This window comes from Nocardioides sp. NPDC057577 (assembly GCF_042801335.1).
Classification (GTDB): Bacteria; Actinomycetota; Actinomycetes; order Propionibacteriales; family Nocardioidaceae; genus Nocardioides.
The window spans coordinates 32,637-45,435 of record NZ_JBHVGB010000030.1 but is presented as its reverse complement, the minus strand read 5'-3'; the positions used below and the strand labels follow the sequence as shown (position 1 = coordinate 45,435).

Sequence of the window (12,799 nt, the reverse complement as noted above, 5' to 3'; positions counted from 1 at the left end):
CGGAGACCTTCGACTCCGACGAATGACCTCGCCGCGGCGACACGCGCGGCGGCCGAGACGCCCCCTGGGTGACATCGCGGCCGACGGGGGTGACCTCTCGGCGGTCAGGCTTCGCGAAGCACGTCCATGGTGCGGTCGCCGAACTTGACCTTGTCGCCGTCGACGAGGGCCGCGGGGCGGCGGGCGCCGAGGGCTCGTGCGGCACCCTGGCGGATCAGGGTGGTGCCGTTGGTGGAACCACGGTCCATGACCACGAGGGTGCCGTCCGCCGCGATCTGGAACTGAGCGTGGGTCTTGGACAGGGACATGTCGCTCGAGGAGAGGGCCACCCGGTGGGCGACCTCCTCACCGGGACGCGGCTCGGGGCCGCGACCGACGATCGCGAGACCCTCCACGACGAAGCTCTGGCCGGTGTCGAACGTGACCCGCCAACGAGCCGTCGCCGCGGGCTGCGGGGCAGGCGCGGGAGGCGGCGGAGGGGCAGGCTGCGCCACCGGTTGCACGACCGGCGGTGCCGGGGGCGCAGGAGCGGGCGGGGGCGGCGGAGCGGGCGGCGCGGGCGTCGGCACGGGAGCCGGCGGCGTCTGACGGGCGACCAGCCCCCCGATCTGGGTCTGCGCGGCCTGTGCCTCCGCCAGGGCCTGAGCGGCGGCGCTCTGGGTCGCGGCGCTCTGGGTCGCGGCGCTCTGGGTCGGCGCGCTCTGGGTCGGCGCGCTCTGGGTCGGGGCTGCGGGGGTCTGCGGCCGCTCGGCCCGCTCGGGAGTCGCCTCGGCCTGCTTCAGGCGCATCGTGGTCAGGTTGACGATGCGGCGCGGTGCCGGGGCCTCTTCCTCGGCCTCGACGACCGCCGGAGGACGTACGTCGACCACGACCGAGCCCGCACGACGGTCGTGCCACCCCTGGCGCCGGCCGCGGTCGTCCATCGCGGCGACCCAGGCGAAGGTGGCGGTCCCGATGCCGAGCGTCGGGATCGTGCAGAGGCCGAGCAGGGCCTGGCGTACGAACGCCTTGCCGACGCCGATCGGGCGGCCCGCGGCCCCGGAGTCATCGCTGACCACGCGCAGCCCGAGGGCCATCTTCCCGGGGGTCTTGCCCCCGGAGCCGGTGAGTACGGTGCCGACCAGCCAGACCGCCAGCACGACGCCGGCGATCAGGCCGACGCCGGGAAGCAGGCTGTCGTTGCGGAAGAAGATCAGCCAGGCGGTGAACCCCGCCGCGGCGAAGATCGCCCACGCGATCACCCGGTCGATGGCGAAGGCGTAGAACCGACGATCCGGCTCCGCGATCGCAGCCTCGGCTGCCGGAGCCGGCAGGCCGGCCAAGCTCATGCCGCCGCCTCCGTACGAAGAAGCAAAGAATACGGACGCGGCGGCCTGAGGCCCATCGTCGCTCGCTGGCGCTCGCTCATGCCGCCGCCTCCCAGGGGGTCGACGGCATGAGCGAGAGCCGCTTGATCATGGGTTGGTCACCCGGATCGTCAGGCTGTCACCGAGGTCGATGACGGCACCCGGCATGAGCTGGACCGGTACGCCGGGACGCAGGTCCTCCGGGCCGAGGCCAGGCTGGACCAGCACGGTGCCGTTGGTCGAGCCGAGGTCGGTGACCACCGCTGCGCCGTGGTCGACCCCGGCACCGGGACGGATCTCGCAGTGGGTCGAGGAGATCTCCTGGTGAGGGCTCGGCACGGTCACCAGCATCGGCTGCTCGGTGGGCGTGAACCGGCTCGCCTCCGGCGCGCGGCCGACGAGGACGACTCGGTCGACCTCGACGCGGTCGCCGCTGGAGAACTCCAGGCGAGCGACCGGGTAGGCGGTCACCTTCGGGGCCTCGGGCTGGCCGGGGATCCCGGCGAGACCGGCGTTGAGATCCTCGCCGACGCCGATGCGGGTCAGACCGTCGTGGTCGTCCTCGTCGGGGTCGGGCTCCTCCCAGATCGGCTCGTCGTGGGTCTCCGGGACGGGAGCCACGGGCGGAGCCGGCGGCGCGGGCGGCGCCGGGAACGCGGGCGGAGCCGGGGGTGCCGGCGGGATCTCGGTCACCGGCGCGTCGACAGGGCTGTCGAAGGGCGGTGCCTCGATCGGGGCGTCGCCCGGCGCGGCATCGATCAGGCCCTCGGCCGGCGCCTCCTCATAAGGAGCGGGCGGCGCGTCCACCGGAGGCGGCGGAGGCGTCGTCAGCGGCGGCGGAGGCGGCATCGACGGCGGGCCGAAGCCGGGCGCCTGGGCAGACTCGGGCTCGTCGTAGGACTCGGGCTCGTCGTAGGACTCGGGCCCGTCGTAGGACTCGGGCCCGTCATAGGACTCAGGCCCGTCGTAGGGCCCCTCGTCGACGGCCTGGAGGACCTCGGTCTCGGCGTCGGGGGCGACGTCGTCCATCTCGGCCACGGGCTCCGGGGAGACCGCGGAGGGACCGAAGGAGGACGCGACGGCAGCGGCGTGCTCGTCGCTGGCGTAGTCGTCCTCGTAGCCGCCGGCAGCAGGCTCCGGGAAGTCCTGGTCGTCGGCGTCATCGGAGGCGGCCGGCATCTCGAACGCCTCGGTCGGCTCGGTCAGGTCGTCGTGACGCGGAGCGGAGGCCTCGCCGGACTCGTCGCCCCGGTTGACCGAGATCGGCTCGTCCTCGGAGTCCGCGTCGAAGTCGGGCTCCGGGCCGAGGTCCGCCTCCGCGTCGGAGTCCAGCTCCGAGTCGGCTTCGAGACCGGGGAGGTCACCCGAGATCGGGATCGGCGGAACGACCGAGAGCGAGGGCGGAGCCGCGACCGGCTCGTCCTCATCGAGAACCTGCTCCTCGGCGGAGTCCAGGTCGTCGGAGTCGGCGTAGGGCTCCTCGGGAAGAGGATCGGTGAGCGGGTCGGCCTGGGCCGGCTCGTCGACGCTGTCGTCGGAGCCCTCCTCGACCGCCACCGGGGCAGGTACGAACCCGGCGCGGCTCTCCGGCGAGTCGTCCTGGGTGGACTCCGGGGCCGGGGGCGGAACCTCCAGTCCCGAGACCCGCAGCAGGCCACCGAGCGCCGTCATCGGCTCACCGGTCGCGCCCTCCTCGCCGAGCGATACGGACATCCTGGTGACACCCTCGAGGGTGCGCTCGACCCACGTCTTCGACGACGAGCCGTCGACCTCGACGGCTCCCTCGCCGGCCTCGAACGAGACCACGGACGGGCCGCGCACGACCGTGCGTACGCTCCCGCCGTCAGGCGTCACGTCCCCGGAGATGAGGACGAAGCCCGGCAACGAACTCAAGCCGGTCGCGACGAGCGCGTCGAGCACCTCGTCGAACCCGGCACCGTCGTCGACGAGCGCCCACAGCGCGCCCGCGCGGCTCTTCTCCGAGGGCGGGAGCAGCACCGTGGCGCTCTCACCGATGATGCCGAACCATGTGCCCGGCATGTAGGACGTGCTTGCGATGGTTCCTTGCTCGCTCATGGCAGCACTCCTAGCTTCTGCTCCATACTCACCCTTTGTTGCTCCGAGTCATACGGGTTCTCCTCGGTCAATCCCATCACATCGACCACGATCGCGGTCGCGTTGTCCCGGCCACCCGCCTCGACCGCGGCGGCGACGAGCTTCTCGGCCGTGTCGCGGGCATCGGTGTCCTCCCCGGCGAGGATGTCGGCGATCTCACCATCCGAGATCATTCCGCTCACGCCGTCGGAGCACAGCATCAGCCGGGCGCCCACGGGCAGAGTCACCTGGAAGATGTCGGGGACTGCCGGGGCCATCCCGCCCAGCGCCCTGGTCACCACATTGCGCTCGGGGTGGTGCTCGGCTTGCTCGCGCGTGATCTGCCCCGAGTCGACCAGCTCCTGGACCAGGCTGTGGTCGCGGCTGAGCTGGCTCAGCGTGCCGTCGAAGTATCGGTAGATGCGCGAGTCGCCGACGTTGAGCAGGATCCACAACGGGCTGCTTCCGCCGTCGGCGATCAGAGCCGCTGCGCAGGTGGTGCCGGACTGGTAGTCCGAGGCCCCGCGCGAGCGCTGCTCGAGCGCGAAGGCCACGATCCGGTCCTGTGCCGCCTGCAGGGCCTCGACCATCGCCTGGCTGCCGGACTCGGACACGTAATGGGTGCCGCCGAGCTTGGCGAACTCCTGGATCACCATCTCGCTGGCGATGTCACCACCGTCGTGGCCGCCCATCCCGTCCGCGACGACGAAGACCGGTGGCTCGGCCACATGGGAGTCCTCGTTGACCTTCCGCACCTGACCGACGTCTGTCGCCGCCCCGTGCGCGATCACTACTTTCCTGGACATCTCGCCCCCTAGGCCTGCCGGGATAGCGTGATGCCGATGGACACAGGCTTCCGCTCGCTCGCAGACCAGTTGCGCTCTTGGCCCACAGAGCGCATCTCACGCCTGCTTCTTGCTCGTCCTGATCTCGCCACGCCGTCCCCTCATGACTCCGGCCAACTCGCCGCCCGAGCAGCCACTCGCACATCCTTGCACTACGCGATGGATGACCTTAACCATCTCGAGCTGATCGTGCTTGATGCCGTTGTCCTCGCGAATCAAACCACCAAAGCCCACTTATCTTCCATGGTGAATGCCGAAGTGGACGCCGCGACACGGGCACTTTCTCATCTGGAGGACACCTGCCTGGTGTGGCAGTCCCTCGATCGCCTGCGCGCGGTGACCGGTGTCGCGGCCCTGCTGCGAGGCTCGCCCGGCACCTCCGGGCTGCAGCCGTTCGCCGCTGACCAGGAAGAAGGCGTACGCAGCCTGCCTGCTGTGTCCGCCGAGGCGCGCGCGATGCTCGAGGCCGTCGACGCCGGCGGCGGCCAGGCCTCCTCCTCCCGCGCACGCCCAGGCGTCTCCGTGGCCGAGGCGGCCGGACCGGCGGAGGAGCTGATCGCCCACGGGCTGCTGGTGTCCTCGGGCGACGGCATGCTGACCTTGCCCGGCGAGGTCGGGATCACACTGCGGGGCGGGCGGACGACGCTCGCCCCCGTGGACGTCCCGCCGCCCCTGCCGACCTCGTCGCGGGCGTCCACGCTGGTCGACCGGGCGGCCGCGGGCGCCGCCTTCGAGCTCGTACGCAACCTCGAGCTGCTCCTCGACGCCTGGAGTGCCGCGCCACCCCGGTCGCTGCGTGGCGGGGCGGGGCTGACGGTCCGGGACCTGAAGACGACTGCCGAGCGACTCCACATCTCCGAACCGGCCGCGGCGTTGCTGGTCGAGGTCGCCTGGGCCTCGGGCCTGCTCGCGCTCGGCACCGACGAGGAGGGCGATCCGTCCTGGATGCCGACCGAGCTCTTCGACCAGTGGCTGCAGCAACCGCTCGCAGCCCGGTGGAGCCACGTGGCGGGCGCCTGGCTGGCCTCTCCACGGCTTCCCGGGCTCGTCGGCCAGCGCGACCCCGCCGGGAAGACCTGGAACGCGCTGGCGCCCGATCTGGCCGGGGCTTCGGCCGTGGGGACCCGGCGGCTGACCCTGGGCCTGCTCGCCGGGCTCCCGGACGGCGAGGTGCTCGCCGCGGGCACCGGTCCCGCCGCGATCGTCACCCGCCTCGCCTGGGAGCGGCCGCGCCGGCCCCGCACCCGCACCGAGTCCCGCGAGGCGCTGGTGGAGTGGACGCTCACCGAGGCGGAGGCCCTCGGGCTCGCCGCGTTCGGAGGGCTGGCTGCGTACGGTCGGCTGCTGGTGGCCGGCGAGGATCCGGTCCCGAGCCTGGCCGGGCTGCTGCCGGAGCCGGTCGACCACGTGCTGCTCCAGGGCGACCTGACCGCGGTCGCGCCGGGGCCGCTGGAGCCCGCGCTGGCCCGCACGCTGGCCGTGGTGGCCACGGTGGAGTCGCACGGCGGGGCGACGGTCTACCGGTTCACCAAGGAGTCGGTGCGCCGGGCCATGGACCGCGGTTGGACCGCCACCGAGATCCACGCGTTCCTCACCGCCGCCTCCCGCACCCCTGTCCCGCAGGCGCTGACCTACCTGGTCGACGACACCGCGCGTACGTTCGGGACGGTCCGGGTCGGGTTCGCCGCCGCCTATCTGCGCAGTGACGACGAGGCCGCGCTGGCCGAGCTGCTGGCACATCCGGCGGCCGATTCCCTGGGACTGCGGCGGCTGGCGCCGACGGTGGTCGTCAGCACCGTCGCGCTCGACTCGCTCCTCCCCCGCCTGCGCGAGCTGGGCCTGGCCCCGGTCGTGGAGGCCCCCGACGGATCCGTCCACGTGGCGCGCCCCGATGCCAAGCGGGCCAAGGCCCGCAACGCGCCGCGCCCCGCGGGCGCTCAGGAGGCCCACCTCACCGTGCGCGCGACCGCGGTGGCCGCACGAATCAAGGCCGGCGACGAGACCGCCGCCTCACGCCCGTTGCCGCCCGAGCCGGCCTCGACCATGGCGATCCTCCATGAGGCCATCGACGCCCGGGAGCAGGTCGTGATCTCCTACGTCGACGGCCGCGGGGTCGCCGGTGAGGCTCGCGTCGAGCCGCTGGGGATCGACGGCGGCTCGCTCGCGGCCCGGGTCGAGGAGGACGTACGTTCCTTCGCGCTGTCCCGGATCAGGAGTGTCCGGCCGGGGTCGTGACCTTCGACTCGGCCTCTGCGGGCTCCTCGGGCTCCCCGGACCTCCGGCGGCCGCGCCAGAGCATGCGGCCACGGGTCTCCCACTGGGAGAGCGCGACGGCAAGGATGAGTGCGACGCCGTAGAAGAGGTCGTTGACCCAGCGCGGCGAGCCGCCGAGCTGGAGGCCCTTGATGCCGACGGCGAGGACGTACATCGCCACCAGCGTGCCCCACACGTTGAACCGTCCGCCCCGGAACTGGGTCGACCCCAGGAACACCGCGGTCAGCGCCGGGAGCAGGAAGCTAGGGCCGACGGTCGGGTCTCCGGCGTTGAGACGGCTGGTCAGGAGGGCGCCGGCCAGCGCGGAGATCGCGCCGCCGGCCATCAGCGCGCCGGTCTGGATCCGGGTCACACCGACGCCGGCGAGCCGGGCGGAGTCGGGGTTGAACCCGGAGGCGTACATCCGGCGGCCGACGGGCGTGCGCTCGAGCACGTACCAGCTCACCAGGGCGACCGCGAACAGGATGTAGACCGGCACCGTCACGCCCGCCCACTGCGTCGTGGCCAGCGTCCGGTAGGACGGGCCGAGGTCGAGGATCTGCTGGCTGCCGGAGACCCACGCCATCCCGGCGAGCAGGATCGAGCTCATCGCCAGGGTCGCCACGATCGGCTCGACCCGCAGCCTGGTGATGACGACCGCGGTGACCCAGCCGATCAGCGCCCCGACCACCAGCACCAGCGGTAGCTGGACCACGATCGGCAGCCCTGCCTTGGCCAGCAGCCAGGCCGACAGGATCGCGGTGAAGCCGACCTGCGCCCCGATCGCCAGGTTGAGCGAGCCGGTGACCAGCGGGATCAGCGCGGCGAGAGCGGCCAGCCCGGTCAGCGCCTCGGCGTCGAGGATCGAGCGCCACACACCGACCTGGAGGAACCGGTCCGGGATCCAGATCGAGAAGACGACGAACATCACCACGAAGATGTAGACGGCGCTGATGTTGCGGAAGGAGAGTGCACGCAGGTTCACGATGGTCCTTGGTCCTTCTGGATCTCGGGGTTGTCGGGCGTCAGGCCGTAGCCCTCGACGAGCAGGCGATGCTCGGTGAGCGCCTCGCCGGCCAGCTCGGCGGCGAGACGGCCGTCTCGCAGGACGAGCACGCGGTCGCAGATCCGCAGCAGCTCCTTGGTGTCCGAGGAGCTCACCAGCACCGCGGTCCCGTTGGCCGCGGCCTGCCCGACCGCCTCGTAGATGGTGGTCTTGGCGCCGATGTCGACACCCTGGGTCGGCTCGTCGAGCAGCAGGACCAGCGGGTCGTCGCGCAACCACCTGGCCAGCACGATCTTCTGCTGGTTGCCCCCGCTGAACAGGCCGAACCGCTGCTCGGTGCGATGCGGACGCACGTCGTACGCCGCCAGCCGGCGCTCCGCCTCCGCCCGCTCCCGACGGGTGCTGATCGCCCCGCCCGCACCTCGGACGGTGCGCATCTGCGGTAGGGTGAGGTTCTCCCGGGCGCTCATCTGCGCGGTGGATCCGTGCCTGGCGCGGTCGCCCGGGACGAAGGCGACCTTGCGCCGGATGCTGGTCGCCGGAGTGGGCGCCAGGACGACCGCTCCGCCGACGGTGAAGCTCCCCGCGTGGGACGGCACCGCACCGAAGAGCAGCGACGGCACCGCCTCCCGGCCCGAGCCGAGCACACCGGCGACGCCGACCACCTCCCCGGCGTGCAGGTCGATGTCGAGGTGCTCGATGGCACCGCCCCGCAGGCCACGGACGCTCAGGACCGGGTCGGTGCTGCGTACGTCCTGGGGTTGGTGGGCCTCGATCTCCGCAGGGCTGGCGCCGGTGATGAGCTCGACGAGCCGGTCGTGGTCGAGGCCGTCGACCGGCTCGGCGGCGACGACTCGTCCGTCGCGCAGCACCACGACCCGGTCGGCGAGCGCCAGGACCTCGTCGAGACGGTGCGAGATGAACATGACCCCCGCCCCGTCGGCAGCGAGACGGCGGACCGCCGAGAAGAGGACCTCCACCTCGGCGCCGTGGAGCGACTCGGTGGGCTCGTCGAGGACGAGCACGTTGCGCGGGTGCGTCCAGCCGTCCAGGGCGCGGGCGATAGCGACGATCGCCCGCTGGCCGGGGGTCAGGGACGCGACCGGCACGGTGACGTCGAACGCCTCCCCGAAGCGGGAGACGAGCTTCGTGGCCCGGCGACGCTCGGCCCGACTGTCGTGGGGGCGCAGTCGGGCCGAGCCGATCAGGTTCAGGTTCTCGACCGCGGTCAGCGCGCCGACCAGCGCGAGATCCTGATGGATGAAGTGCAGCTCGGCTGCCTCCTCGCCGGCCGACGCGGGCAGCTCGACGGTGCCGCCGTCGGCGGCGTACCTGCCTGCGAGGACCTTCACCAAGGTCGACTTCCCGGAGCCGTTGTGGCCGAGCACGGCCACGATCTCGCCGCTGCGGACCTCGAGCGAGACGTCGTCGAGGGCCCGCAGGCCCGGGAAGTCCTTCACCACGGAGGTGACCCCCACCAGCGGGGGACCGCCCGACTTCTTGGCTGACATCACTCAGTCGACCAGCCAGGTCTTGGCGAAGAGCGTCTCGAGGTCCTCGACGGCCTGGTAGCCGACGGTGGCGTCCTCCGGGAGGTTCTCGGCGTCGGTCACCCGGGTCAGGGTCGAGGCGCGCACCTCGGTCGCGGGCCACTCGTACGCGTCGCCGTTCATCTCCCGCAGCAGCTGGTCCAGGACCGTCCACATCATCAGGTTGAGGTCGACCGAGAGGGTGGCGTCCTGGTCGCCGGCGCCGATCTGCTCGTAGTTGGGCGGCGAGGTCCACATGCCGATGCCCTTGGTCTCGATCCCCGCCAGCTTCAGCTTCTGCGGCAGGCCGATCTGCACCTCGTCGACGGCGGCGATGAAGTACTCCGTGTCCGGGTTCGCCTGCAGGTCGCTGACCACCCGGTCGGCCGCGGTGGAGCCCAGCTCGGCGATCGGGATGTCGACGGTGCGCAGCGTGCAGTCGGGGCAGAGCTCCTTCATCTTCGCCTTCGCACCCTCCAGCTCCAGCGGCGAGAACGGGAACTCGGGCACGTTGTAGAAGACGTACTCGCTCGCGCCCTCCGAGCGCACCACCGCGGCCGCGGCCAGCGCCGCGCCGTTGGCCTTCATCCAGTCCGGCCCGTTGAACGCCTCGGGCAGACCGTGCTCGACGGTGTTCATCACCGACCCGGAGGCGATCGGGATGCCCTTCTCCTCCAGCGCCTTGGTCTGCGACTCGAAGAAGACCGGGTCGAGGGTGATGTTGATGACGCCGTCGGGGTTCTTCTCGACCACCGTGTTCATCGCGGCGTTGATGCTCTGCGCGTCCCGGCCGACCTCGACCCGCTCCAGCTCCAGGCCGAGCAGTTTCGCCGGTGCCTGGAGGTTGCCCCACATCACCGCGCTCACCGGGGTGCCGACGTCGAGGTAGACGACCTTGGTGCCTTTGGCGATCGGTTTGGAGAGCGGCTCGTCGATCAGCAGGCCCTTCTCCCCCTCGCCGTTCCACGGCTCCAGGTAGGCCTTCGCGGCCTCGACGTCGGCGTCGGCATCCGCACCTCCGCCTCCGCTCTCGCTTCCGCAGCCGGCGAGCAGCAGCGCTCCCGCGGCCAGCGCCGCGTACATCCGTTTCGTTCTCATCATCCGTAGTCCTTGTCTCAGGTGGGTCTGTGTGGGGCCCGAGAGGCGTTCAGAAGGGGTACGCCTGGATCTGCGACTGCACCGTGACCCACTGGGTCTCGGTGAAGGCGTCGATGTTGGCCTCGTGGCCGCCGAACCGAGCACCGGTGCCGGAAGCGCCGATGCCCCCGAAGGGCGCCTGCGCCTCGTCGTCGACGGTCTGGTCGTTGACGTGCACGATCCCGCTGGGGATCCGGTCGGCGAGCTCGTAGCCCGCGAACGGGTCCGTGGTGAGGACCCCGACCGAGAGCCCGTACTCGCTGCGGCGGACCAGATCGATCGCCTCGTCCACGGTCTCGAACCGGGTCACCGGCGCGACCGGCCCGAAGATCTCCTCGGCGAACGCGGGATGCTCCGGGGTCACCGCGGACAGCACCGTCGGCTGGTAGAAGAGGCCCTGGTACGTCCCGCCCGTCTCCAGCCTCGCCCCGGCCGCGATCGACCCGGTGACCAGGGCGTGCACCTTGTCGCGCTGCCCCGCGTCGATGACCGGACCCAGAGGTACGCCGGTCGTGGGGTCGCCCACGGGGATGGCCGCGGCCTTGGCGGCCAGGGTCGCGACGTACTCGTCGTGGATGTCGGCGTGGACGAGGTGGCGGCCAGTGGTCATACAGATCTGGCCCTGGTGCAGGAAGGAGCCCCAGGCGCCGGCGGAGGCCGCGGCGGTGATGTCGACGCCGGGCAGCACGATCATGGCGTTGTTCCCGCCGAGCTCGAGATGGGCCCGTTTGAGAAGGCGTCCGGCGCGCTCGCCGATGATCCGTCCGGCCCCGGTCGAGCCGGTGAAGGAGATGACCGGGACGTCGGGGTGCTCGACCAGCGCCGAGCCTGCCTCGACCCGTCCCGGGACGACGGCGAAGAGCCCCGCCGGGAGCCCGGCCTCCTCCAGGAGCGCGGCGAGGAACAGCCCGCCACCGACGCTGGTGCGGGGGTCGGGCTTGAGGACCACGGCGTTGCCCAGCGCGAGCGCCGGGAAGACCGAGCGGGCGGCCAGGATCGCCGGGAAGTTGAACGGCGAGATGACGCCGACGACGCCGACCGGGCGCCGCCGGGCGACACTCAGCCGCGGGTGCGAGGACTGGAGCAGCCGGCCGTACGGCATCAGCGCGGTCGCGGCGGCCTGGTGCAGCTCGGCGGCGACCAGCCCGGCCTCGAAGGAGGCCTTGCCCTGCCCGGAGCCGGCCTCGCGGACGAGCCAGTCGACCAGCAGCTCCTGGTGCTCGGCCAGGATCGCGGCGGCCCGGCGCATCACCTCGGCGCGCACCTCGGCCGGTCGTGCCGCCCATTCTCGCTGTGCCTCGACCCCCAGGCTCACCGCCTGGTCCACGTCGGCGGCCTCCCCGGACGCGACCTCGGCGATCACCTCGCCGGTGGCCGGCGCGGACACCTCCAGCGTCCCGCTCAGTCTCACCCAGCCCCCGACGTACGCCCTGCCGGTCCACTGGTCCTGGTCGAAGAACCCCATCCCACTCCCTCGTCTACATCTGGCGACGACAGCCTCTGGTGGCCGTCGCCGCGTCGACGCTACGGTGGGTCGCCGCCGTCTGAACCGACGATTTGTGCACGGCGCCGGGCGGATACGAGCGTGACCGGCATCACGTTCCGTAGGCTCTTGTCAGGCCCTGGGAGGAGGATGAGATGAGCGCCGTGGTCGAAGTCGACAGCGCCGACGCCTGGCAGTCGGTCGTGAGCAACTGCTTCGTGCCTCTCGCCTGCAACGACGTCGAGCCCGGGTTCACCGGCCGGATGGAGCACACCCAGCTCGACGACGGCATCGCGGTCGCGCTCGCGACGTCCTCGGGCCACAGCTCGACCCGCACCGCCAGGCTCGCCCGCGGCGCTGGCGGGGACGACCTGCACCTGTCGCTGCAGCGTTCCAGCACCGGCACGGTCTCCTCCGGATCCCGGACCGTCGCCGTACGTCCCGGGTCGGTGTCGGTCTACCGGGTCGACGCCCCCTATCTCGTGGACTACTCCGCGCCCCACCAGCAGCAGCTGCTGGTCCAGGTCTCGCGATCGTCGATGCGGCTGCCGAGCGGGATGCTCGGCGAGGCCGCGGACCGGGTCGCGCTCCCCCGGGTCCAGGAGGCACCGGCGGCGCGTGCCCTCTTCTCCTATGCGGCCGCACTCCCCGAGGCGGAGAGCCCGGCCGAGGTGGCGACCGTGGTCCGTGACCTGGCCGCGGTGATGATCCACTCCGCCTTCACCAGCGCCCCGGTCACCCCGCACACGACCGCCGGGCTGCACCACACCGTGCGCCAGCACCTGCGCGACCATGCCGCTGACCGCACGCTGACCATGGACGAGGTCGCCCGCCGCCATGGTGTGTCCAGGCGGCGGCTCTACCAGGTCTTCGAGGAGTCCGGCAGCTCACCGGCGGCCTATCTCCGCTCCGTACGCCTCGCCGTCGCCGCCGAGATGCTCTCGGCAGCGCGTCAGCCTCCGGGCGGCATCGGCGCCGTCGCGTACGTCTGCGGGTTCAACGACCCGCTCACCTTCACCCGCGCCTTCCGGCGGGCCTACGGCGTCACTCCTCGGGAGTGGCGTGCCGGAGACCGCGCCGCCTAGATCCAGGGTCCTAGGCTGGTC

General features: G+C 72.2%; 9 protein-coding genes. 2 read left to right on the top strand and 7 right to left on the bottom strand.

From position 1 onward, the window contains the following. Positions 1-104 precede the first annotated feature (104 nt). The 3 genes from ACFU7D_RS09045 to ACFU7D_RS09035 form a co-directional block, all read right to left on the bottom strand. Positions 105-1,328 (bottom strand): RDD family protein, encoded by a 1,224-nt coding sequence (locus tag ACFU7D_RS09045; RefSeq protein ID WP_378865977.1) that lies wholly within the window; start codon positions 1,326-1,328, stop codon positions 105-107. A 126-nt stretch (positions 1,329-1,454) separates the two neighbouring features. After that, a complete protein-coding gene (locus tag ACFU7D_RS09040) occupies positions 1,455-3,422 on the bottom strand; it encodes an FHA domain-containing protein (RefSeq protein ID WP_378865974.1) in 1,968 nt (655 codons plus the stop codon). After that, positions 3,419-4,246: a PP2C family protein-serine/threonine phosphatase gene (locus ACFU7D_RS09035; RefSeq protein WP_378865971.1), complete on the bottom strand. Its 828-nt coding sequence runs from the start codon at positions 4,244-4,246 to the stop codon at positions 3,419-3,421. Before ACFU7D_RS09035 ends, ACFU7D_RS09040 begins: the two co-directional genes overlap by 4 nt. 297 nt (positions 4,247-4,543) lie before the next feature. Here ACFU7D_RS09035 and ACFU7D_RS09030 point away from each other — a divergent pair, with 297 nt between their 5' ends. After that, positions 4,544-6,520, top strand: coding sequence for a helicase-associated domain-containing protein (locus ACFU7D_RS09030; RefSeq protein WP_378865968.1), 1,977 nt, complete (start codon positions 4,544-4,546; stop codon positions 6,518-6,520). On the opposite strand, the gene ACFU7D_RS09025 is transcribed toward ACFU7D_RS09030, so the two are convergent. Genes ACFU7D_RS09025 through ACFU7D_RS09010 form a run of 4 tightly spaced genes read right to left on the bottom strand, consistent with a single transcriptional unit; the run spans position 6,495 to position 11,675 of the window. Beyond that, a complete protein-coding gene (locus ACFU7D_RS09025; RefSeq protein ID WP_378865965.1) occupies positions 6,495-7,523 on the bottom strand; it encodes an ABC transporter permease in 1,029 nt (342 codons plus the stop codon). The two genes, ACFU7D_RS09030 and ACFU7D_RS09025, sit on opposite strands and share 26 nt — an antisense overlap. After that, positions 7,520-9,055 carry a sugar ABC transporter ATP-binding protein gene (locus ACFU7D_RS09020; protein ID WP_378865962.1) on the bottom strand — a complete coding sequence of 512 codons (1,536 nt, stop codon included), beginning with the start codon at positions 9,053-9,055 and terminating at the stop codon, positions 7,520-7,522. Before ACFU7D_RS09020 ends, ACFU7D_RS09025 begins: the two co-directional genes overlap by 4 nt. A 3-nt stretch (positions 9,056-9,058) precedes the next feature. Then, on the bottom strand, positions 9,059-10,171 hold the full coding sequence (locus ACFU7D_RS09015; RefSeq protein WP_378865959.1) for a sugar ABC transporter substrate-binding protein: 1,113 nt from the start codon (positions 10,169-10,171) through the stop codon (positions 9,059-9,061). Between the two features lie 49 nt (positions 10,172-10,220). Beyond that, a complete protein-coding gene (locus tag ACFU7D_RS09010) occupies positions 10,221-11,675 on the bottom strand; it encodes an aldehyde dehydrogenase family protein (protein ID WP_378865957.1) in 1,455 nt (484 codons plus the stop codon). A 173-nt stretch (positions 11,676-11,848) separates the two neighbouring features. Between ACFU7D_RS09010 and ACFU7D_RS09005 the strand changes: the two genes are divergently transcribed. Next, entirely contained in the window at positions 11,849-12,778 is a 930-nt protein-coding gene (locus ACFU7D_RS09005) for an AraC family transcriptional regulator (RefSeq protein ID WP_378724786.1), read from the top strand. Positions 12,779-12,799: the final 21 nt, after the last annotated feature.